Genomic DNA, 21,913 nt, shown 5'->3' on the forward strand with positions numbered 1-21,913 from the left:
GGGCGACGGTTGCCGGGGAGGGGCCCGTGCCGTCAGTGCGGCGCCGGAAACCGCAGGTACTGCGGGGGAACCGCCGCGGTGAGCCATACGCCGTTGGCGCTGACGCGGAACACGTGTCCGTCGCGGTGCATGGCCTCTGCGTCGACGGACAGTACGACGGGCCGGCCGCGGCGGGCACCGACCCGTGTCGCGGTCTCGCGGTCGGCGGAGAGATGCACGTCGTGGCGGTTCATCGGCCGCAGTCCCTCGGCGCGGATGGCGGGCAGATTAGGGGCGACTGTGCCGTGGAAGAGATATGCGGGCGGGGTCGCCGGAGGCAGCCCCAGGTCGACGTCCACGGTGTGTCCCTGACTGGCGCGGATCCGGGTGCCGTCGATCGCGAAGCGTCGCTTGTCGTTGGCGGCGACCACGTGATCGAGCTCCTCCCGCGTGAAGCGGAAGCCGTGCGCGGCGGCAGCGGCGATCAGGGTGTCGATCTCGACCCAGCCGCCCTCGTCGAGGGTGAGGCCGATCCTCTGCGGCTGATGCCGCAGATGCTTCGACAGGTACTTCGACACCTTCACGGTGCGTCTTTCGTCCATCCGACCAGCGTGCCCGTCGGGCGGCTCGGTGCGCACTCGGTTTTGACTCACCCTTTCCGGCTCGCATGTTTGATCCACAAGTAACTGCGTTATCCACAGGGGAAATTGGAGATCCTGTGGACAACTTGGCTTGGAAATCAACCGCTTTAGTCAATTAGGCCGTGATGCAGTCGACTTTGACTAGAAAGGGGCTCAATCTGTCAGTACGTGCGGTTCGTTCCGCTTGATGGCCTGTGTTGGTTTCGACCACCGATCGCGCAACCGAGTAGGCGCGCCAGTGAGGTTGGTCAACCTATAGGGGAAACCGAGGAAGTTGGTGCATCGCAGCCAATGTCGCAGCAACATGTCCCGAAAGAAACGATCACGAACTATGCGCATAATTCACCGGTATGCCCAACTAAATCCTCAACTCGTCCGTGTGGAACCTGAGAGTGACCCCTACGGGCCCGTAATACCGAAGGCGGACCACAGGACAACCCCCTGGTCTGACGACCGCCTTGAGCTGCGCCACTAGCGTCGAAGCGTGACTGTGATCTCGACCGAAAGCCTGAGCATGCGGTTCCCGAGGGTGACCGCGCTTGACCGGCTCTCTCTGGACATCGGGCCTGGTGTGACCGGACTCGTCGGGGCCAACGGAGCCGGCAAGTCCACATTGATCAAGATCCTGTTGGGTCTGTCCCGCGCCACCGAGGGCCGCGCCGAGGTGCTCGGGCTCGATGTGACGACCGAAGGCGCCGCCATCCGCGAGCGTGTCGGCTACATGCCCGAACACGACTGCCTGCCGCCCGATGTCTCGGCGACCGAGTTCGTCGTCCACATGGCTCGTATGTCGGGGTTGCCGCCCACCGCGGCCCGGGAGCGCACGGCGGACACGCTGCGCCACGTCGGTCTGTACGAGGAGCGCTACCGCCCGATTGGCGGCTACTCGACCGGTATGAAGCAGCGCGTCAAGCTCGCCCAAGCCCTGGTGCACGACCCGCAGTTGGTCTTCCTGGACGAGCCGACCAACGGCCTCGACCCGGTCGGCCGCGACGACATGCTCGACCTGATCCGGCGCGTCCACACCGACTTCGGGATCTCGGTCCTGGTCACCTCGCATCTGCTGGGCGAGTTGGAGCGCACCTGCGACCACGTCGTCGTCATCGACGGCGGCAAGTTGCTGCGCTCCAGTTCCACCACGGACTTCACGCAGACCACGACGACCCTGGCGATCGAGGTCACCGACACCGACGAACACCCGGACGGCACACGCGCGTTGCGCGACACGCTGCACGCGCGCGGCGTGGCAACCGACGCCGGAGGCAGTCTGCCGGGCGCCGGGCACACGCTGCTGCTCACGGCCGAGGGCGAGGAGACGTACGACCTCGTGCGCGACGTCGTCGCCGATCTCGGCCTGGGACTCGTCCGCATGGAACAGCGCAGGCACCACATCGCAGAGGTGTTCCGTCCGGACCAGGCCGAGCACGCGGACAACGAGCACGCGGACAACGAGCACGCGGACAACGAGCACGCGGACAACGAGCACGCGGACAACGAGCACGCGGACAACAGGCACGCGGACAAGGAGCGCACGGACGCCAAGCACACGGACACCGACGGACAGCGGAAGGAGGCGGTCCACCATGGCGGTTGAGCAGTCCCTCACCGGAAGCACAGGTGAGCAGACCCGGATCCACAACATCGGCTACCGCAACTACGACGGCCCCCGTCTGGGCCGTGCGTACGCCCGCCGGTCGCTCTTCTCGCAGTCCCTGCGCGGTGCGTACGGACTCGGCCGCTCGGCCAAGTCCAAGGTGCTGCCGATGCTGCTCTTCGGGGTGATGTGCGCGCCCGCGGCGATCATGGTGGCGGTCACGGTCGCGACCAAACTCAAGGACCTGCCGCTCGACTACACGCGCTACGCGATCGTCATGCAGGCCGTCATCGGCCTCTACATCGCATCCCAGGGTCCCCAGTCGGTCTCGCGCGACCTGCGCTTCAAGACGGTCCCTCTGTACTTCTCGCGTCCCATCGAGCGCGGCGACTACGTCCTCGCGAAGTACGGAGCGATGGCCTCCGCCATGTTCGTCCTCACGGCAGCGCCACTGCTCGTGCTCTACATCGGAGCGCTGCTGGCCAAACTTGACTTCTCGGACCAGACAGAGGGTTTCCTGCAGGGGTTGGTCTCGGTGGCGCTGTTGTCGCTGCTCTTCGCCGGAATCGGTCTCGTCGTCTCGGCGCTCACCCCCCGCCGCGGCTTCGGCATCGCTGCCGTGATCGCCGTCCTGACCATCTCGTACGGCGCGGTCTCCACCCTCCAGGCCATCGCGCACATGCAGGGCAGCGACGGTGTGGTGGGCTGGATCGGGCTGTTCTCGCCGGTCACGCTCATCGACGGCGTGCAGACGGCCTTCCTGGGCGCCACATCCTCCTTCCCCGGAGGGGACGGCCCCTCGACCGGCGCGGGCGTCGTCTACCTGCTCGTCGTCCTGGGGCTCATCGCCGGCTGCTACGGCATCCTCATGCGGCGCTACCGAAAGGTCGGACTGTGACCTCGATCGACATCGACCACGCCTCACGCTGGTTCGGCAACGTGGTGGCCGTCAACGACATCACGATGACCATCGGCCCCGGTGTCACCGGCCTCCTCGGCCCCAACGGCGCCGGAAAGTCCACCCTCATCAACATGATGGGCGGCTTCCTGGCCCCCTCCACCGGCTCCGTCACCCTCGACGGCCGCCCGATCTGGCGCAACGAACAGATCTACCGGCACATCGGCATCGTCCCCGAGCGCGAAGCCATGTACGACTTCCTCACGGGGCGCGAATTCGTCGTCGCCAACGCCGAGTTGCACGGCCTGAACGCACGCGCCGCCCAGAAGGCCCTCGCCACCGTCGAGATGGAGTACGCACAGGACCGCAAGATCTCCACGTACAGCAAGGGCATGCGGCAGCGCGTGAAGATGGCGTCCGCGCTGGTCCACGAGCCGTCCGTGCTGCTGCTCGACGAGCCCTTCAACGGCATGGACCCGCGCCAGCGCATGCAGCTCATGGACCTGCTGCGGCGCATGGGCGACGAGGGCCGCACCGTGCTGTTCTCGTCCCACATCCTCGAGGAGGTCGAGCAACTCGCCTCCCACATCGAGGTGATCGTCGCCGGAAGGCACGCGGCGAGCGGCGACTTCCGCAGGATCCGCCGGCTGATGACCGACCGCCCGCACCGCTACCTGGTGCGCTCCAGCGACGACCGCGCCCTCGCAGCGGCGCTGATCGCCGACCCGTCTACGGCGGGCATCGAAGTGGACGTCGCGGAGGGCGCATTGCGCATCCAGGCCGTCGACTTCGGCCGGTTCACCGCGCTGCTGCCGCGGGTGGCCAGGGACCACGGCATCCGGCTGCTCACGGTCTCGCCGTCCGACGAGTCCCTCGAGTCCGTCTTCTCGTATCTGGTCGCGGCGTAGGAGGCCGAAGATGTACGACCCCACAGTCGCCCGGCTCACCTACCGGGCCCTGCTCGGCCGCCGCCGGGCCCTCATCCTCTTCGCGCTGCCCGCCCTGCTGATCGTGATCGCCGGGGCGGTACGCGCCCTCACCGGCGCCGACGATCAGATCGCATCCGACGTGCTCGGCGGCTTCGCGCTCGCCACGATGGTGCCGATCATCGGCGTCATCGCGGGCACCGGGGCGATCGGCCCCGAGATCGACGACGGCTCGGTGGTCTATCTGCTCGCCAAGCCGGTCAAGCGGCCCACGATCATCTTCACCAAGCTGATCGTCGCCATCGCCGTGACCATGGTCTTCTCCGCGGTCCCCACATTCGTCGCCGGGCTGGTCCTCAACGGCAACGGCCAGCAGATCGCCGTCGCCTACACGATCGCGGCGCTGGTCGCCTCCATCGCGTACGCAGCGGTCTTCCTGCTGCTCGGCACGGTGACGCGGCACGCGGTGGTCTTCGGACTCGTGTACGCCCTTGTCTGGGAGGCCCTCTTCGGGTCGCTGGTGCCCGGGGCACGCACGCTCAGCATCCAGCAGTGGTCGCTCGCGGTGGCCCATAAGGTCGCCGGCGGGGACCTGGTCACCTCGGACGTCAAGCTGCCCCTCGCGACGGTTCTGCTGGCGGGCGTCACGGTGGCCGCTACCTGGTACGCGGGGCGGAAGCTGCGGACGCTGACGCTGGCCGGGGAGGAGTGACGCGGTCTCCGATGTCGACGGCTGTCTTGACGGCGCCTTCACCCTCCCGCCCGGACACTGGGTGGGAGGCGAGCGCTTCCGCCCTGCAGGAAGGAGCCACGATGGCATCGGAACCGAAGCCCGACCGGGGGGCCGGGGAGGGCACGCCGGGCGACGACTGGGACGGCATCGTCCTCGACGAGGCGTTCGTACGGTCCGCCGAGGCGTCCGAGCCCTCGGCGCGCGCCCGTATGCTCGCCGCCCGCTGGCGCGACCAGCCGCCGGAGCCGGAGCCGTGGCGTACCGACGAGCCCCCGGCGGGGTGGTTCTGGAGCCGGGCGCGGCGCCGTAGGTGGCGCAGGGGCTGAGGGGTCGCGCCGGTCGGGTCGGCCGGGTCGGTCGGTCTCGGAAATAAATGGGTGGCGCCCAATTTCCCGTATGGGCAGAGTAGTTCTGTCCACGCGCCGCCACCGGCGCCATCTTCTGGGAGAGGAGCGCGGCGATGTCCATCAGTAGTCCGTCGAGCTCCCGACAGGGCAGCCCGCGGCGGGCTCCGGAGTAGTCACTGCACTCCGTGGAGCCGCCGCGCGGGAGTTGCCCGGGGCGGCCGCTTCGAGCGCGCGATTCGCTGTCGCGCGGGCCGCCCACCCGGAGGATTGGCCGAGTGGTAAGGCACCGGCTTGCGCTGTGTTTGATGAACAGCAAGTCGTGGTCGGGGGTTACCCCGCGCGCGTTCGATCCGCGCATCCTCCGCGAGACGCTTCGCTGTGATGTGGCGGGGTTCTGTTGTCCCCCACAGCGGTACGGAACCAACTGCCCACAGCGGTGCGGAACGGCTTACGTCAGCAGGCGTTCCAGGACTGCCGCGATGCCGTCCGTCTCGTTCGACGTTGTTTCCTCGTCCGCTACTGCCTTCAGGTCCTGGTGGGCGTTGGCCATGGCTACGCCGTAGGAGGCCCAGGCGAACATCGGGATGTCGTTGGGCATGTCGCCGAAGGCGATGGTGTCCGCAGGCCCGGCGCCCAGGCGGCGGGCGGCCAGGGACAGGCCGGTCGCCTTCGTGAGGCCCAGGGGGAGCAGTTCGACGATGCCTTCGCCGGCCATCGTGACGCCCACCAGGTCGCCCGCGGTCCGCAGAGCCACCGAGGCGAGTTCGTCGTCGGTGAGCCCCGGGTGCTGGATGTACAGCTTGTTCAGCGGCGCCGACCACACATCGGCGATATCGGTGAACGGGACGTAGGGCAGTGGACCGTCGTGCGTCTGGTAGCCGGGGCCCACCAGCACCTGGCCGTCGATGCCGTCGCGGCTCGCCGCCAGAGCCAGCGTGCCGACCTCCGCCTCGATCTTCGCCAGCGCCAAGCCGGCGACCCGGCGGTCCAGGGTCACGGACGTGAGCAGACGGTGCTCGCCCGCGTGGTAGACCTGCGCGCCCTGGCCGCACACCGCGAGGCCCTCGTAACCGAGGTCGTCGAGGATGTGCCGGGTCCAGGGCACGGCCCGGCCGGTGACGACGATGTGCGCGGCGCCCGTCGCGGTGACCGCGGCGAGCGCCTCACGCGTGCGTGCCGACACCGTCTCGTCGGAGCGCAGCAACGTTCCGTCGAGATCGGTGGCGACCAGCTTGTAGGGAAAAGGGGTGGCGGAGGACGCGGCGGAATCGCTCACTTGGCGACCGGCTCCAAGAACTCCCGTCCTCCGAGATACGGACGCAGCACCTCCGGGACCCGCACGGAACCGTCGGCCTGCTGGTGGTTCTCCAGGATCGCGACGATCGTGCGCGGTACGGCGCACAGCGTGCCGTTGAGCGTCGCCAGCGGGCGGATCTGCTTGCCGTCACGGACGCGGATCGACAGGCGGCGCGACTGGAACTCCGTGCAGTCCGAGGTCGACGTCAGTTCGCGGTACTTGCCCTGCGTCGGGATCCACGCCTCGCAGTCGAACTTGCGGGCGGCCGAGGAGCCCAGGTCGCCTGTGGCCACGTCGATCACACGGAACGGCAGCTCCAGCGAGGTCAGCCACTGCTTCTCCCACTCGAGGAGACGCTGGTGCTCGGCCTCGGAGTCCTCCGGTGCGACGTACGAGAACATCTCGACCTTGTCGAACTGGTGGACGCGGAAGATGCCGCGGGTGTCCTTGCCGTGCGAGCCGGCCTCGCGGCGGAAGCAGGGCGAGAAGCCGGCGTAGCGCAAAGGCAGCCGGTCGGCGTCGATGATCTCGTCCATGTGGTACGCGGCGAGCGGCACCTCGGACGTGCCGACCAGGTAGAGGTCGTCGTCGTCCAGGTGGTAGACGTCCTGCGCCGCCTGGCCGAGGAAGCCGGTGCCGGCCATCGACTGCGGGCGGACCAGCGCCGGGGTGAGCATCGGCGTGAAGCCGGCCGCGGTGGCCTGGCCGATCGCGGCGTTCACCAGGGCGAGCTCGAGCAGCGCGCCGACCCCGGTGAGGAAGTAGAAGCGGGAGCCGGAGACCTTGGCGCCGCGCTCGACGTCGATGGCGCCCAGCGTCGTGCCGAGCTCCAGGTGGTCCTTGGGCTCGAAGCCCTCGGCCGCGAAGTCACGGATGGTGCCGTGCTTCTCCAGGACCTGGAAGTCCTCCTCGCCGCCGACGGGCACGTCGGGGTGCACGAGGTTGCCGAGTTTGAGCAGCAGCTCCTGGGTCTCGGTGTCGGCCTGGTCCCGTTCGGCGTCGGCCGCCTTGACGGCGGCGGCGAGCTCGCCCGCCTTCTTCAGCAGCTCCTGCTTCTCGTCGCCGGAGGCCTTGGGGATGAGCTTGCCGAGCGACTTCTGCTCGGAGCGGAGCTCGTCGAAGCGGACGCCGGACGACCTGCGCCGCTCGTCGGCGGAGAGCAGGGCGTCGACGAGCTCGACGTCCTCTCCACGGGCGCGCTGGGAGGCGCGAACACGGTCGGGGTCCTCACGAAGCAGGCGAAGGTCAATCACACCGCAAGGCTACCGGTGACCGCTTCCGGCTCACGAACCGATATCTGGGTATGCGCGTTATGAGCGATATGCCGGAATAGCGAATTCGGGCGAAGGCGGGTGGATGTGCGCCGGCGAAGCGACATCGCAGCGTACCGTCAATAATAGGGGCGCGATTCCCCGAAATGGGGCAGAGGCGATGCAGCGCCTTGACTCGATTCCCTTGCGTCGGGCGGCACTTGGGGCCTCGTTGTCCACAGGAATCCACACGCAGAAAAGTTATCCACAGGCTGTGTGCAAGATCTGTGGATGCCGGAAATGATCATTCCGAATGCCGCAACTAGGGCATCGGATTCCCCGCTCAAACCACCCGGGAGTCCACTTTCGGGTGGAAATGGTTCGCTCCAAAGAGTTGATCAAGCGAAACGGGTGGACGACGGATGATGTGGATGAGGATGGAGAGACTTGGGGGACAGAGGGCGATTTGTCGACTGTGCCGCCTGTGTCGCACTTCGTTGTCGACTTGTCCCCAGGTCGAGAAGCAAGCCTGTGGATAACTGCTGTGGATGAGGAAAATCTGCAGGTAGGACCGTAGGCAGACCGGTGGATAACTCATCCCGCCGGCCCCTCTCCCTGCTCAGAGCAGTCGGGCCCGTCGGATCGGGCCCGACTCAGATCAGTCGGGCCTGTCGTACGGGGCCTGTCAGAACCGCCCGTCCCGGCAGCGCGTCAGCCAGTCCGACGCCTCCGCGAAGTCGCCGTCGGACGTCCCGGGCCGCAGCGCCCGCGCATCCTGGGACGAGACATCGGCCTGGGGATACGACCCGAGGAACCGCACCTTCAGGCAGATCCGCTTGAGGCCCATGAGGGCCTCGCCGACCCGGGGATCCGAGACATGCCCCTCGGCGTCGATCGCGAAGCAGTAACTCCCGATGCCCTCACCGGTCGGCCGGGACTGGAGCAGCACCAGGTTGACCCCGCGTACCGAGAACTCCTGGAGCAGTTCGAGCAGCGCACCCGGGTGGTCGTCGCGCTGCCAGATGACCACCGACGTCTTGTCCGCGCCGGTCGGGGCCGCTGGCCGGGCCGGGCGGCCGACCAGCACGAAGCGGGTCTGCGCGTTCGCCGCGTCGTGGATCTCGGTGACCAGCGGCTCCAGGCCGTACGTCGCCGCCGCGAACTCACCCGCAAAGGCCGCGTCGTAACGGCCCTCCTGCACCAGCCGCGCCCCGTCGGCGTTCGACGCGGACGACTCCCATACGGCGTCCGGAAGGTTCGCCGCCAGCCAGTTGCGGACCTGCGTCTGCGCGGCCGGGTGCGCGGTCACCGTCTTGATGTCGGCCAGCTGCGTGCCGGGCCGGACCAGCAGCGCGAAGGTGATGGGCAGCAGCACCTCGCGGTAGATCATCAGCGGTTCGCCCGCGATGAGCTCGTCGAGGGTCGTGGTGATGCCGCCCTCCACGGAGTTCTCGATCGGCACGAGCGCGGCTGCGGCCTCGCCGGCCCGCACCGCGTCGAGAGCCGAGGACACGCTCACCATGGGGACGAGCTCCCGCGTGGCGGCTTCCGGGAGCTTGCGGAGTGCGGCCTCGGTGAAGGTGCCTGCGGGGCCGAGATACGTGTAGCGGGTGGCGGACATACCGTCACCCTAATGCCCGCCGCGACTGCGGCTTCCGCGCGCCGCCCTCGACCCCGCCCCTGTCCGGGCCCCGATCAGGCCTCCAGTAGCCGTTGCCCCACGTACTCGCCCTTGGCCGCGCCGCCCGGCGCGGCGAAGAGGCCGCTCGACTCGTGCCGGATGAACCGTGACAGGGCGTCGCCGCGGTCGAGCTTGCGCTGCACCGGTACGAAGCCGCGCAGCGGGTCCGCCTGCCAGCAGATGAAGAGCAGGCCCGCGTCCGGCACCCCGTCCGCGTCGAAGCCGTCGTGGAAGGAGTACGGCCGGCGCAGCATCGCCGCTCCGCCGTTCTGGTCGGGCCGGGTGATGCGGGCATGCGCATTGATCGGGATGACGAGGTTGCCATCGGTGTCGGTCTTCTCGAGCTTCGGCTCGGTCGTCTCGCTGCCGCCGGTGAGGGGTGCGCCGTCGGACTTGCGTCGCCCTATGACGTTCTCCTGGTCCTTGGCGGAGAGCTTCTCCCAGTCGTCGAGGAGCATCCTGATGCGGCGTACGACGGCGTAGGAGCCGCCCGCCATCCAGGACGGATCGCCGGAAGACGGCACGAAGATCCGCTTGTCGAAGTCGTCGTCCGCCGGCTTCGGGTTGTTCGTACCGTCGATCTGGCCCATCAGATTGCGGGCCGTCATGGGTTGGGCGGTCGCGCCCGGCGAGCGGTTGAAGCCGTTCATCTGCCAGCGGACGCGTGCGACGCCGGTCGCCTCCGTCTGCACGGCGCGCAGCGCGTGGAAGGCGACCAGCGCGTCGTTCGCGCCGATCTGCACCCACAGGTCGCCGTCGCTGCGCGCCTTGTCGAGGTGGTCCGAGGAGAAGTCCGGCAGTGGATCGAGGGCCACCGGGCGCTGCTTCTCCAAGCCCGTACGCGAGAAGAAGGAGTAGCCGAAGCCGAAGGTCACGGTCAGGGACGAGGGCCCGGCATCGCGCGCGACGTCGGTGTCGTCGCTCCCCGCGGCCTGGCCCGCCATCAACCGCTCGGCAGTCGCCGACCAGCGGCGCAGCAGCGCGGCCGCCTCCTTGCGGCCCGCACTCGCCACCAGGTCGAACGCGATGAGATGGCCGTGGGCCTGCAGCGGCGTCGTGACGCCCGGCTGATGTTTCCCGTGAAACATCACCTGCCCGGAGCCGAGGGAGGTGAGGGGCGCGGTGGCCGTGCCGCTCGAGTCGGAGCCGGAGGACGCCACCGCGTATCCGGCGGCACTACCCGCCGCGCCCAGCGCAATGCCGGTGGCGCCGGCCGTACCGAGGAGCCGTCGTCGGGAAATGGACTGGTCAGGCATGGTGTTCAGCCGATCTTGACGTTCTTGTTGACGGTCACCTGGTCGATGTCCGAGGTACGTACGGTCACGGCGACCTTCCAGTCGCCCGCCATCGGGATCTGCACCCCGCTTGCGCTCCAGTGCCCGGTGAGGATGTGGTCGGGGGTCACGGGCAGCGGTCCGATGTTCTTGGACGTGAGCGTGAAGGCCACCTTGACCTCGGGGATGTCGAAGGGCCGGCCGTTCGGGCGCTTCACATAGACGTGCATCTCGTTGCTGCCGGCCCGGCCCGGTGTCAGATCGAGCGACACGGTGCCCTTGCCGTCCTCGCCGCCCGTGTCGAACGGAAGGTCCAGGGAGACGGGACCGCTTTGCTCCGATGCGGCGCCGACGGCGCGCGCGGCCTCCTGCTCCGTACGGCCCGGCTCGGTGGCCGTCAGCACGGTGGTGACCACGAGCAGCACCACGGCGACGCCGGCTTCGGCGAGCACGGAGCGGCGCAGGCCGAGGCGGTGCGGATCGGCGTCCCGGATGCGCTTCTCGCGTGCCGTGGCCATGGCGGCCTGCTGGCGGGCGAGCTGGGCCACGCGTGTCGCGTCGCGGCCCGCCGTTCCCACAGCCTCGGCTCGCTCCGCGTCCGCACCTTCGGTTGGCTCTGCGTCCGCAGTCTCAGTTCGCTCTGCGTTCTCAGCTTCGGTGTTCGCGGCTTGGGCCTCCACGCCCTGTGCGTCCGTGAGCCGCGCAGTCCAGCGGCGAGAGATCCAGGCGATGCCCACCAGCACCGCGACCAGCCCGATCTTCACGAGCAGCAGCTGCCCGTACGTCGTACCGGTGAGAGCGGACCATGAGCCGACCTGGCGCCACGACTGGTAGCTGCCTGTCGCCGCCAGCACGGTGACGCTGCCGAGCGCGATGCGCGAGAAGCGGCGCACCGCGGAGGCCTCGATCGAGGGCGCGCGGTACAGCGACACGAGCAGCGTCGTCAGCCCGCCCAGCCAGACCGCGACCGCCAGCAGATGCAGCACGTCGACGGGCATCGCGAGCCCCGTCTGGATGCCGGTCGAGGCGTGCTCGGCCATGGCCCAGGTGGCGGCGAGGCCCGCCGCGACGACGGCACCGCCGATGGAGAGGCCGAAGGCGAGGTCGCTCTTGCGGCTGTCGGGCTCCCCCTGGCCGCTGTCGGGCTCCCCTGGGCCGTCGGTCACGCCGTGCCGGTCGTCGTGGCCCTGCTTGTCGTCGGCGACTTCGCCCCCCTCGACCGCCTCGCCCCCGTTGTCCTCCTCATGCCTGACGTACGCCCCGAACAGCACCGCGATGAACAGAGCGGCCGCGGCGAGCAGCAGCAGGCGTGAGCTGAGTGCCGCGCCCGTCTTGGTCTGCAGGACGGTGCCGAGCTGCGCCATGTCGAAGACGTCCGCGAGCTTTCCGGAGCCGGTGTACGCGCCGCGCATCAGCAGCATCGCCAGGGTGGCCGCGGTCAGCGCGACCCAGCCGGAGACCACGACCCGCTGCACGGGCCGTACTCCGGCGCCGCGCGGCCAGCAGGCCAGTACGAAAGCGGCCCCGCCGGCCATGACGATGAACCCGGCGTACGACACATAGCGCGCAATGCCGTAGAGCCCGCCGACGACACCGCCGCCCGCCGTCTGGTCCCCCAGTGCGACAGAGGTCTTGGACGGCGCGCCCACGGAGAACGTGAAGGCGCCGGAGACCGGGTGGCTGTCGGCCGACACCACCTGGTAGGCGACGGTGAAGGTGCCGTCGGGCAGTCCCGCGTGCAGCTTCACGCTGTAGACGTCGCTCCCGAGGTTCTCGGGGCTGCCGGTGTCGACGCGCTTGCCGGCCGGGTCGAGCACCCGGATCGCGCCGTCCGACATCGCCACGTCCTCCGAGAACGTGAGCGACACCTGCTTCGGCGCCGTGGTGACCACCGACCCCTGCTTGGGATCGCTCCCGAGCAGCGCGGCATGCGCGGAGGCGGGCACGGCACCGGCGAGGAGCGCGCCCGCCACGGCGAGCAGCAGCACCACGAGATGCCCGAAGCGGGGAGCGATGGACCTCATGCGGTGGACCTCATGGACTCTCCGTCCCTCTGACTGCGTCTCAGTGATGGTTTGACGGGTTGTACGTGGCATCCTTCACCGGCAGCTCGACGGTGATCGTGCCGGACTTGGCGAAGTGCAGCTCGACGGAGACCTTCTCGCCGAGCTTCGGCCTGTGTGTGAGCTGGTCGAACATCACGTGGTTCCCGCCGCGCGCGAAGTCGAGCCTGCCGCCCGCGGGTACGTCGAAGGACTTCTGCTCCTTCATCGCCCCGCCGTCGGTGGTGTGGAGGGTGATGTCGGCGGCTATGTCGCTGGTGACGGAGGTGAGCTCGTCCGCGCCGCCCGAGTTGGCGACGGTGAAGTACCCCGCGGCCATGTCGGCCGTCGGCGGCACCGGCATATAGGCGCCGCTCACCTTCAGATCGGGCTTCTTCGAGGCCGCGGTCGTCTGCGCCGAGCCGTCGCCGGAGCCGCAGCCGACGAGCACGAGCCCGGCGGCGACGACCAGCGCACCGCCGGCCACGAACACCGTCGGGCCGCCGGCGCCGACCCTCGCGCGGAAGCTGCGCCTCACGGCGTCTCCCCCTTGATCAGCTTCGGCAGGTCCTTGGTGTAGTCGTCGACCGTGGCGTCCTCGCCGTACAGGACATAGCCCCCGTCGGTCTTCGGCGAGAAGGCGACGACCTGGGTGCCGTGCACCGAGACGATCTTGCCGTTCTTGTCCTTGTGCGGCGCCTCGATGGAGATGCCGAGCTGCCGGGCACCGGCCTGGATGGTGGCGAAGTCCCCGGTCAGGCCGATGAAGTCGGGGTCCTGCGCCTTGAGCCAGCTGGCGAGCGCGGACGGGGTGTCCCGGTCGGGGTCGGTGGTGACGAAGACGACGCGCAGCTTGTCCTGTTCGGCCTTGGGCAGCGACTTCTTGGCGACCGCGATGTTGCTCATGGTCAGCGGGCAGACGTCGGGGCAGTGGGTGTAGCCGAAGTAGATCAGCGTCGGGCGGCCCTTGGTCTGCTCGCGCAGGTCGTACTTCTTGCCGTGGGTGTCGGTGAGGACCAGGTCCGGCTTGGTGAACGGCTGGTCCAGCACGGTCGCTGCCTTGTCCGAGCTGCCCGACTCGACGGAGACCTCGGCGACGGGCTTCTTGCCGTCGTCACCGCTGCCGCACGCGGAGAGGGTCAGCGTCGCGGTGGCCAGCAGTGCGGCGGCGAGGAGGGTGTTCTTACGCATAGGAAAATGTCCCAGATATGAGGTGTCCGGTGGGCGCCGGGGTCGTCCGCTGTCGTCGGCGCGACCCCGTGCCCACCGGGAGGTTGCTCAGCTGCCCGGCCGCTCGTCGTGCGCTCGGCACGCGTTCGGCATGCGCAGCTGCCGGTCCGTGATCAGCTGCTGGGGCGGCGGCGCCGGGCCAGGACGCCGAACGCCACGCCTGCCGCGCCGACGGCGATGCCGACGATGCCGAGGACGCGTGCGGTGGTGTCGCCGGAGTCCGCCGAGGCAGCGGTGGTCTCGGCGGCGCCCGAGTCCGACTTGGCGTCGTCCGAGGAGGCCGTGTCGTCCGCCGAACCGCTGCCGTGGTGGTCGTCGGTCGCCGCCGACAGCTCCAGCACCGGTGCCGGGTTCTCCGGCTCCTCCGCGCCCTCCTTCTGCGGCTCGATCCAGCGCACGACCTCGTCGTCGGAGTACGTCTGGAGCGCCTTGAAGACGAGCTCGTCGGCGTCCTCGGGCAGCTGGCCGACGGAGAGCGGGAACTTCTGGAAGTAGCCCGGCTCGATGCCCTTGCCGTCGGCGGTCCAGGTGACCTTGGTGACGGCCTCGGTGATCTTGTCGCCGTGCATCTCGAGCGGCTTGTCGAGCTTCGACTTGGTGACCTTCACGCTCCAGCCGTCGACGGGCTGGGGCATCACGGAGGCGAGCGGGTGCTCGGTCGGGAAGTTCACCTCGAGCCTGGTCGTCGAGGCGTCGTCGCGCTCGTTCGGCACCTTGAAGTCGATCACGGCGTAGCCGCCCTTGGCGGCCTCGCCCTCCGGCTGCACGCTGACGTGGGCGAAGGCCGGGGCGGAGAGCAGCAGGACGGCGGAGCCGGCCGCGCCGCCGACGATGGACAGACGGGAAACCTTCAGAGGCTTCATGTGTGAGAACACTCCACTTCAGTGGTGGTGTCGATGATGAGGAAGTGGCGCGCCCCGCGGGCACGCGCGCGTGCCGCACGGCACCTCCTCCGACGAGTGGAGTGGTGCGCGTGTCAGGCAGCGAGAAGGAACGCGGCCGCGGACGGCGGCCCGCGCCTGATCACCGTGTGCTGAAGTGGGGAGATACGCGGCTTGGGGAGCGGAACCAGCGCGGTGCGCGGGGTGCGCGGCCCCGTCTCGGGCGCCGTCGGAAGCCCGGTGAGCAGGACGCGTACGAGCGCGAGGGCGCGGCGCAGGGAACGTACGTGCGCCGCTTCGGCGACTCCGTGCGCGGACAGCCGCACAAGGCGCCCCAGTGCGATGTCGCCGCGGCGCAGCAGCCAGCCGGCGACGAGGGCCGCGAGCAGGTGCCCGAGGAGCATGGGCAGGGACGGCAGCAGCGAGGCCGCGGAACCGGTGGCCGTGGACGCTGTGGACGCCGCCGTCGTGTGGTGCTGCGGGGAGTGCGCTTCGAGGCCCGCGCTCGAGAGGATCCGCTGGGCCTGGGCCGGGCTGATCGCCGCGGCCCCCACACCGCACATCAGCCGTGCGGCCCGCTCCACCAGGGCGGCATCGGTGAGTGCCGACGGCGAGCCCGTGCCCGCCGATGACGCGCCGACGACGCTCGCGGCCGTCTGCGTACCGCCCTGGGCGAAGCCGAACAGCGTATGCAGCGCGACCTGGCCCACGGCCAGCACTGCGGCGATGCCGGGCAGCGCACGCTCGCGTCCGGCGAACGGCACCGCGACGGCGAAGACGGAGAGGAACGCCGCCCCGAGAGCCCACAGCGGGAGCGTGTCGCAGGAGGCGAGCACATGGCCTGCCGCGGACAGCGCTACGCAGACCGCGGTGAACACCGCGGCCCTGAGGAGCCGGAGATCGACTCCGTCGCGCGTCGCGCGCCGGCGGGGGGCAGTCATGGCCGAGCCATCATCCCACTGGCTCTGACCGCTCCGTGCGGCAGGTCCGCAAGGTCACATCACGCCAGGAACGTAACGATATGTACGGAAGATCGTATGTATGGAAGGTCGCCATACACCGGCTCAGTCAGCGGCCGCATCCGCCGTCCGAGCGGCAATCACGTCAACTCTGTGCTTACTTTGCGCGCTTGTGGCAATACGTATCTGGTATGTCGAGCCGCAGCCAGGAGGCTGGAGCATGAGCATGTGGTGGTCCCTCCATTTGCGGCGCGAAGCTGCGAGCGTTCCGCTCGCCCGGCGCCTGCTGATCGGGACGATGGAGACCGCGGGCGTGGATCCCGACATCTCCTACGACCTCTCCGTCGCCCTGAGCGAGGCCTGTGCCAACGCCGTGGAGCACGGAGGGGGAGCGGCTTCCGGCGGATCGTCGGGCGCGTACCGGGTGACGGCCTACCTCGACGGCGAGACGTGCCGCATCGAAGTCACGGACTCGGGCCCCGGATTCCCCACCGGGCGTGCCCGCCCACCGGCACGCCCGTCCCTCGAAGCCGAGCACGGCAGGGGCCTGTGCCTCATCCAGGAGTTCGCCGATCATGTGCAGTTCGGGAACAAGCCGGGCAGAGGCGGCGCGGTGATCAGCTTCGACAAGACCCTCAAGTGGCGGGAGGACGCGCCGCTGGTGTCGGTGTAGCCCGTACCCAGGGCATTCACAGCTTGCGCCAATGGTGCTGCGAGGAAGCGACCCTAGCGTCCCGTCACATGACGGGAAAACACTCTGACAAGTCCATCACAAGGCGCCGTGCCCTCGCCGTCGGCGGCGGCGTGGCCGGAGCCGGCGGGCTCGCGCTGGCCGGTTATCAGGGAGCCTTCGCCGACGAGGTGAGCGACACGGCGACGTCCACCGCCTCGGCCACCGCGTCCAGCGGGCAGTGCGTCCTGATGTCCAGCGTCACCGAGGGGCCGTACTACCTGGACGGCGCCCTCGTGCGGAAGGACATCACCGAGGGCAAGGCGGGTGTCCCGCTGTCCCTCCGTATCACCGTCCAGGACACCACCGAGTCCTGCGGGCCGGTCGCCGGAGCGGCCGTCGAGATCTGGCACTGCGACGCCTGGGGCTACTACTCGGGCTACACGACGGCCAACCCGGGCGGCAGCGCCCCCGCCGAGAGCGAGGACGGCTCGACCGCCAACGACCAGACGTACCTTCGCGGCTACCAGATCGCGGACGACGACGGCGAGGTCAAGTTCGAGACGATCTTCCCCGGCTGGTACACGCCCCGCACCTGCCACATCCACGTCAAGGTGCACACCGGCGGCCAGAAGGAGGACGGCACCTACGAGGGCGGCAAGGTCAACTACACCGGCCAGCTGTTCTTCGACGACGACGCGGCCGAGGCGATCTTCGCGCTGGAGCCGTACTCGAAGCACACCGGCTCCTACACGGAGCTCGACAACGACATGGTGTACGACGGCGGGGGCGCGTCCAGCGGGCTGCTGACCCTCAAGCGGATCGACAAGAGCGACCTGTCGAAGGGCTACAAGGGGTTCATCACCCTCGGCATCGACCCCGACGCGGAGAACGACGGCGCCGGCAGCGGCGGTGGCGGCGGCACGCCCCCGAGCGGCGCCCCGGGTGACGCGCCCAGCGGTGCCCCGAGCGACGCGCCCAGCCCCTCCGCGTCCGAGTCCACCTCCTCGTCGAGCGCCTCGTAGCCGTACGAAAGCAGCCGTATGAAAACCGTCATGGAACGCAAGGACGACGCGCTGGCGACGGCCGCCGTGGACGCGCTGATCGAGCAGCTCCGGCTCACCCCCAAACCGGGCCTGCCCGACGCCCGCGACCTCGAGGCACTCGCCACCCGCCAGGACCTGAGCGCCCTGCGCTGGTCGGCCAAGGCGCTGGCGCCCGGCCTTGCGGCCATGGCGGCCGCCGCGCGCCGCATCGGTGAGCCCGGCCGCGCCCTCCGCGAGGAGATCGGCGCGATCGGCCGGGCCACCGAGCGCTCGGCACGGCAGGCGGGCACGGCGCACCGCGGCGCGCTGTGGACGCTCGGCCTGCTGGTCGCCGCGGCCGCCCTGGAACCCAGGGCCGTCCCGCGCGACATCATGGCGACCGCCAAGCGCATAGCGGCTCACCCGGACCGCCGCGCCCCGCGCCGTCCGTCCGTGGGTTCGACGGTCTCCGCCAAATATGGCGCGGCAGGCGCACGCGGCGAGGCACGCGCCGGGTTCCCGCACGTGCGCCGTGCGTCGGAGGCGCTGGCCAAGGCAGCCGTCGACGGGCCGTACTCCCGGCTGGACGCTCTGCTCACCGTGATGTCCACGCTCCAGGACACCGGGCTGCTCTACACCGCGGGCCCGCACGGGCTGCGCAGTGTCCAGGCGGGCGCCCGCGCCGTGCTCGACGCCGGAGGCAGCGCCACCGAGGAGGGCCGGGCGGCGCTCGTGGAGTTCGACACCGGCCTGCGGGACGACGGTCTGCACCCCCGCGGCAGCGGCGGGCTGCTCGCCGGCGCGCTCTTCCTGAACTCCCTGCCGGCTCTGCCGACCCCCGCATGACCGGCAGGGCCGCAACCCGCGGACGCGGCTGAAGGGCCGCGCTCCCCGGATACGGCAGTGGCCGGGCACCCCAGGGTGCCCGGCCACTGCCGTACGAACGGGCTGCTCAGCCCTTGAGCTTCGCCATCCACAGCTCGATCTCGTCGGAGCGGCGCGGCAGCCCCGCCGACAGGTTCCGGTTGCCGTTCTCGGTCACCAGGATGTCGTCCTCGATACGGACACCGATGCCGCGGTACTCCTCCGGCACCGTCAGATCGTCGGCCTGGAAGTACAGCCCCGGCTCGACGGTCAGGCACATGCCCGGCTCCAGTGTGCCGTCCACGTACGTCTCGGTCCGTGCGACCGCGCAGTCGTGGACGTCGAGGCCCAGCATGTGGCCGGTGCCGTGCAGGGTCCAGCGGCGCTGCAGGCCGAGCTCCAGGACGCGCTCGACCGGGCCCTCGACGAGGCCCCACTCGACCAGCTTCTCGGTGAGCACGCGCTGGGCGGCGTCGTGGAAGTCGCGGTACTTGGCGCCCGGCTGCACCGCGGCGATGCCGGCCTCCTGGGCCTCGTACACGGCGTCGTAGATCTTCTTCTGGATCTCGGTGTACGTGCCGTTGATCGGCAGCGTGCGCGTGACGTCGGCCGTGTAGAGGCTGTGGGTCTCCACGCCGGCGTCGAGGAGGAGCAGCTCGCCGGAGCGCACCGGGCCGTCGTTGCGCACCCAGTGCAGGGTGCAGGCGTGCGGGCCCGCGGCGCAGATCGAGCTGTAGCCGATGTCGTTGCCCTCGACGCGGGCGCGCAGGAAGAAAGTGCCCTCGATATAGCGCTCGGTGGTCGCCTCGGCCTTGTCGAGGACCTTCACGACGTCCTCGAAGCCGCGGACCGTCGAGTCGACGGCCTTCTGCAGCTCGCCGATCTCGAACTCGTCCTTCACGAGGCGGGCCTCGGAGAGGAAGGTCCTCAGCTCCTCGTCGCGCTCGCCCGTCACCTTGTCGGTGAGGGCGGCCTCGATCCCGGCGTCGTAACCGCGCACGACCCGCACCGGTCCCGTGGCCTCGCGCAGCTTGCCGGCCAGCTCGCGCACGTCGGCGGCGGGCAGGCCGTACAGCTTCTCGGCCTCCGTGAGGGAGTGGCGGCGGCCGACCCACAGCTCGCCCTGGCCGTCCAGCCAGAACTCGCCGTTCTCGCGGTCGGAGCGCGGCAGCAGATAGATCGTCGCCTCGTGGCCGCTCGTCCCGTCCGAGAAGACCGTCGGCTCCAGGACGAGGACGCCGTCCTCGGTCTGGTTTCCGGTGAGGTACGCGTACTCGACGGAGGCGCGGAAGGGGTAGTCGGTGTCGTTCGAGCGGGTCTTCAGATGGCCCGCCGGGATGACGAGGCGCTCGCCGGGGAAGCGCGCGGAGAGCGCGGCGCGACGGTGGGCCGTGTGCTCGGCCTGGGCGATCGGCTGCAGGTCGCGCAGCTCGGTGTCGGCCCAGCCGGACTTCATGTTCTCGGCGAGCTCATCGGAAACGCCCGGGTACAGGCCGTTCTTGCGCTGCTTGATCGGCTCTTCGGTCTCGGTCTCGGTCTCCGGGAGCTCGTCGGCCACGGTCATCCTCCTTGATACGGCAGTGGACCTTCCCCCAGGCTCTCGGTCGTGCTTCGAGCAGAGGGGACCCGCTCCATCGTACGGCCGTATGTAAGGGCGCCCAGGGTCGAAGGACCTGTCACGACGAGCTTCTGACGCGAGCGGCCCAGCCCGCTCGAAACGGCTCACGCGAAACGGCTCACGCGAAAAGGCTGACGAAAGCGGCTCACTCGAAACGGGCCGCCAGCAGCACCACGTCCTCCTCGCTGTCGGCCTCGAGCCCGCCCGGCAGCACCTGGCGCAGCACATGGTCGGCGATGCCGCCGGGGTCCTGGCGCAGCAGCCGCGGCACGCTCGCCGCCGCCGCGTGCAGCCGAGCGAAGGCCCGGTCCATCGGGTCACCCGTGCGGTGCAGCAGCCCGTCGGTGCACAGGAGCACCGTTTCTCCTGGCTCCGGCCGGATCTCCACGCTCGGCGCCTCCCAGCACGCCAGCATCCCCAGCGGCGCGGACAGCGACGTCTCCACGAACTCCGTGCGCCGCTCGCCGACGATCAGCGGCGGACTGTGCCCGGCCCCGGCCAGCGTGATCTTGCGCAGCGCGGGTTCGCAGTACGCGAACAGGGCGGTGGCGCTGCGGGCGGGCTCGGTCAGCCGCATCAGCAGCTCGAGATCGGACAGTACGGCGACGGGATCCTCGCCCTCCATCACCGCGTACGCCCGCAGGGACGCCCGCAGCCGCCCCATCGCCGCCACCGCGCTCGGGCCGGAACCGGTGACGGAGCCGACAGCGAGCCCGAGCGCGCCCTCGGGCAGCGGAAGTGCGTCGTACCAGTCGCCCCCGCCGCGCGGGCCCGTGCGATGGCGGGCCGCCAGGTGTACTCCGGGGACCCGGGGCAGCCGGGTGGGCAGCAGCTCGCCGGTGATGGTCGCGACCGTCGAGCGGGCCCGCTCCAGCTCGAGCAGCCGGGCCAGGTGCTCGGTGGCGTAGCGGGCGTAGAGGCCCACGAGGTGCCGCTGCCGTTCGACGGGCTCGGCCGGCTCGTCGTACAGCCAGACCGCCGCGCCGAGCAGGCCCGCCCCAGCCGTGGCCAGCGGCAGTGTGTAGCTCGCGGCGAAACCGAGCCGCGCCGCGACCGCGCGATGGAGCGGATCCAGCCCCTCCTCGGCGAACAGGTCGGGGTGCGCGATCTCGGCATCCCCGCCGGGAAGCCCCTCCAGAATCCGGCCGTACGAGGTGGAGCTGCGCGGCACCGTCTCCAGGTGACCGAGATCGGCGCGGCCCAGACCGAGGCCGATCGTCGTGTCGGGTCCCAGGCCGTCGGCCGGCTCCAGGACGACGAGACCGCGACGGGCGCCGACGAGAGCGGCTCCGGCGTCCAGCAGCTCGTGCAGGGCACCGTCCAAGGACGCCGTGCGGGCCAGCCGTTCGGTGAGTTCGTGCAGCGTGGTGAGGTTGGAGACCCAGCCGGCGAGCCGGTCCTGGAGCACGGCGCACGGGTCGCTGGGGGAAGCGGCCGACGGGGAGTCCGATGCGGAGGATGCGGGCGCGACAGTGTGTGCGGGCTGCGGAACCGTTGAATCGATTCCGGCCACTTTCCGAAGGTGCGGGGCGTTCATGGCGTCCGGCTTTCGGGACGGTGCGTATTGCCCAATAGCATCGCAAACCCCCATGTCAATCTGCACCGCTAGCAGTGTCTCCACATCTACACGCACTCGTGAGGAGATGTCCAGCATTGTCCTGCTGGGATTCCTGGTGTCCATGAGGTGCTTCCGATGATGGGAACTTGGCTAAAAATTGCCCCAGGTAACGGCATATTGCGGTCGACTGGTTCCGTTCGACGGAGCGTCATCGCGGTTGTGATGGGTACGTACTCGGTGAAGGCCAGGGGCAGTTGGGACCGCCCGGAACCTGGCGCCGGAGCCGGGCGTCTTAACCACCGACGACCGTGACCCCATCCTCCCGTGGTGGAGGCGGCGAGAACCACGCGCGACGGCAAACGCCAGGCGCCGCCACCCCACGCCATGCTTTTAATGGACGCAGCCAACGCTTGGCGCTGCGGCTTGTCGGGGTTTCCCCCTGCCTC

At 69.8% G+C, this 21,913-nt stretch carries 20 protein-coding genes and 1 tRNA gene; 9 read left to right on the top strand and 12 right to left on the bottom strand.

From position 1 onward, the window contains the following. Positions 1–32: 32 nt before the first annotated feature. Entirely contained in the window at positions 33–581 is a 549-nt protein-coding gene (locus ACWD4J_RS36925; protein WP_451399899.1) for an RNA 2'-phosphotransferase, read from the bottom strand. 529 nt (positions 582–1,110) lie between these two features. Between ACWD4J_RS36925 and ACWD4J_RS36930 the strand changes: the two genes are divergently transcribed. From ACWD4J_RS36930 to ACWD4J_RS36955, 6 genes are all read left to right on the top strand, one after another. Beyond that, the gene (locus ACWD4J_RS36930) at positions 1,111–2,214 is read left to right on the top strand and encodes an ABC transporter ATP-binding protein (protein WP_451399943.1); all 1,104 of its coding nucleotides are present in this window, start codon (positions 1,111–1,113) and stop codon (positions 2,212–2,214) included. After that, a complete protein-coding gene (locus tag ACWD4J_RS36935) occupies positions 2,204–3,112 on the top strand; it encodes an ABC transporter permease (RefSeq protein ID WP_451399900.1) in 909 nt (302 codons plus the stop codon). Before ACWD4J_RS36930 ends, ACWD4J_RS36935 begins: the two co-directional genes overlap by 11 nt. Further along, positions 3,109–4,020 (top strand): ABC transporter ATP-binding protein, encoded by a 912-nt coding sequence (locus tag ACWD4J_RS36940; protein ID WP_451399901.1) that lies wholly within the window; start codon positions 3,109–3,111, stop codon positions 4,018–4,020. Before ACWD4J_RS36935 ends, ACWD4J_RS36940 begins: the two co-directional genes overlap by 4 nt. Before the next feature lie 10 nt (positions 4,021–4,030). After that, positions 4,031–4,750, top strand: a complete 720-nt coding sequence (locus ACWD4J_RS36945; RefSeq protein ID WP_451399902.1) for an ABC transporter permease — start codon at positions 4,031–4,033, stop codon at positions 4,748–4,750. 101 nt (positions 4,751–4,851) lie between these two features. After that, a complete protein-coding gene (locus tag ACWD4J_RS36950) occupies positions 4,852–5,097 on the top strand; it encodes an SGM_3592 family protein (protein WP_451399903.1) in 246 nt (81 codons plus the stop codon). 282 nt (positions 5,098–5,379) lie between these two features. Continuing rightward, a tRNA-OTHER gene (locus ACWD4J_RS36955) sits at positions 5,380–5,482 on the top strand. A gap of 84 nt (positions 5,483–5,566) precedes the next feature. Here the strand turns inward: ACWD4J_RS36955 and ACWD4J_RS36960 are convergent. From ACWD4J_RS36960 to ACWD4J_RS37000, 9 genes are all read right to left on the bottom strand, one after another. Further along, a complete protein-coding gene (locus tag ACWD4J_RS36960; RefSeq protein WP_451399904.1) occupies positions 5,567–6,394 on the bottom strand; it encodes an HAD family hydrolase in 828 nt (275 codons plus the stop codon). Then, positions 6,391–7,668, bottom strand: coding sequence for a serine--tRNA ligase (serS, locus tag ACWD4J_RS36965; RefSeq protein WP_451399905.1), 1,278 nt, complete (start codon positions 7,666–7,668; stop codon positions 6,391–6,393). The genes ACWD4J_RS36960 and serS overlap by 4 nt, the downstream gene beginning before the upstream one ends. Before the next feature lie 682 nt (positions 7,669–8,350). After that, positions 8,351–9,286, bottom strand: coding sequence for a prephenate dehydratase (pheA, locus tag ACWD4J_RS36970; protein ID WP_451399906.1), 936 nt, complete (start codon positions 9,284–9,286; stop codon positions 8,351–8,353). Between the two features lie 74 nt (positions 9,287–9,360). Continuing rightward, on the bottom strand, positions 9,361–10,602 hold the full coding sequence (gene efeB, locus ACWD4J_RS36975) for an iron uptake transporter deferrochelatase/peroxidase subunit (protein WP_451399907.1): 1,242 nt from the start codon (positions 10,600–10,602) through the stop codon (positions 9,361–9,363). Between the two features lie 5 nt (positions 10,603–10,607). Further along, a complete protein-coding gene (locus ACWD4J_RS36980; RefSeq protein ID WP_451399908.1) occupies positions 10,608–12,644 on the bottom strand; it encodes a copper resistance CopC/CopD family protein in 2,037 nt (678 codons plus the stop codon). A gap of 40 nt (positions 12,645–12,684) precedes the next feature. After that, a complete protein-coding gene (locus ACWD4J_RS36985) occupies positions 12,685–13,200 on the bottom strand; it encodes a copper chaperone PCu(A)C (RefSeq protein ID WP_451399909.1) in 516 nt (171 codons plus the stop codon). Further along, positions 13,197–13,853, bottom strand: a complete 657-nt coding sequence (locus tag ACWD4J_RS36990; RefSeq protein WP_451399910.1) for an SCO family protein — start codon at positions 13,851–13,853, stop codon at positions 13,197–13,199. The genes ACWD4J_RS36985 and ACWD4J_RS36990 overlap by 4 nt, the downstream gene beginning before the upstream one ends. A gap of 152 nt (positions 13,854–14,005) precedes the next feature. Next, positions 14,006–14,755, bottom strand: coding sequence for a YcnI family copper-binding membrane protein (locus tag ACWD4J_RS36995; RefSeq protein ID WP_451399911.1), 750 nt, complete (start codon positions 14,753–14,755; stop codon positions 14,006–14,008). A gap of 113 nt (positions 14,756–14,868) precedes the next feature. Further along, positions 14,869–15,714 carry a hypothetical protein gene (locus ACWD4J_RS37000; protein WP_451399912.1) on the bottom strand — a complete coding sequence of 282 codons (846 nt, stop codon included), beginning with the start codon at positions 15,712–15,714 and terminating at the stop codon, positions 14,869–14,871. Positions 15,715–15,952: 238 nt separating this feature from the next. Here ACWD4J_RS37000 and ACWD4J_RS37005 point away from each other — a divergent pair, with 238 nt between their 5' ends. The 3 genes from ACWD4J_RS37005 to ACWD4J_RS37015 all read left to right on the top strand — a co-directional run bounded on the left by ACWD4J_RS37005 (position 15,953) and on the right by ACWD4J_RS37015 (position 18,273). Continuing rightward, positions 15,953–16,405 carry an ATP-binding protein gene (locus tag ACWD4J_RS37005; RefSeq protein WP_451399913.1) on the top strand — a complete coding sequence of 151 codons (453 nt, stop codon included), beginning with the start codon at positions 15,953–15,955 and terminating at the stop codon, positions 16,403–16,405. A 68-nt stretch (positions 16,406–16,473) separates the two neighbouring features. Beyond that, on the top strand, positions 16,474–17,427 hold the full coding sequence (locus tag ACWD4J_RS37010; protein ID WP_451399914.1) for an intradiol ring-cleavage dioxygenase: 954 nt from the start codon (positions 16,474–16,476) through the stop codon (positions 17,425–17,427). Between the two features lie 30 nt (positions 17,428–17,457). Beyond that, positions 17,458–18,273: a triphosphoribosyl-dephospho-CoA synthase gene (locus ACWD4J_RS37015; protein ID WP_451399915.1), complete on the top strand. Its 816-nt coding sequence runs from the start codon at positions 17,458–17,460 to the stop codon at positions 18,271–18,273. 106 nt (positions 18,274–18,379) lie between these two features. Here ACWD4J_RS37015 and ACWD4J_RS37020 read toward each other — a convergent pair whose 3' ends face one another. Both ACWD4J_RS37020 and ACWD4J_RS37025 read right to left on the bottom strand, forming a co-directional pair. Further along, positions 18,380–19,855 carry an aminopeptidase P family protein gene (locus tag ACWD4J_RS37020; protein WP_451399916.1) on the bottom strand — a complete coding sequence of 492 codons (1,476 nt, stop codon included), beginning with the start codon at positions 19,853–19,855 and terminating at the stop codon, positions 18,380–18,382. Between the two features lie 199 nt (positions 19,856–20,054). Next, entirely contained in the window at positions 20,055–21,563 is a 1,509-nt protein-coding gene (locus tag ACWD4J_RS37025; protein WP_451399917.1) for a PP2C family protein-serine/threonine phosphatase, read from the bottom strand. Between the last annotated feature and the right edge of the window lie 350 nt (positions 21,564–21,913).

The sequence above is a fragment of the Streptomyces sp. NPDC002577 genome (genome assembly GCF_053594815.1).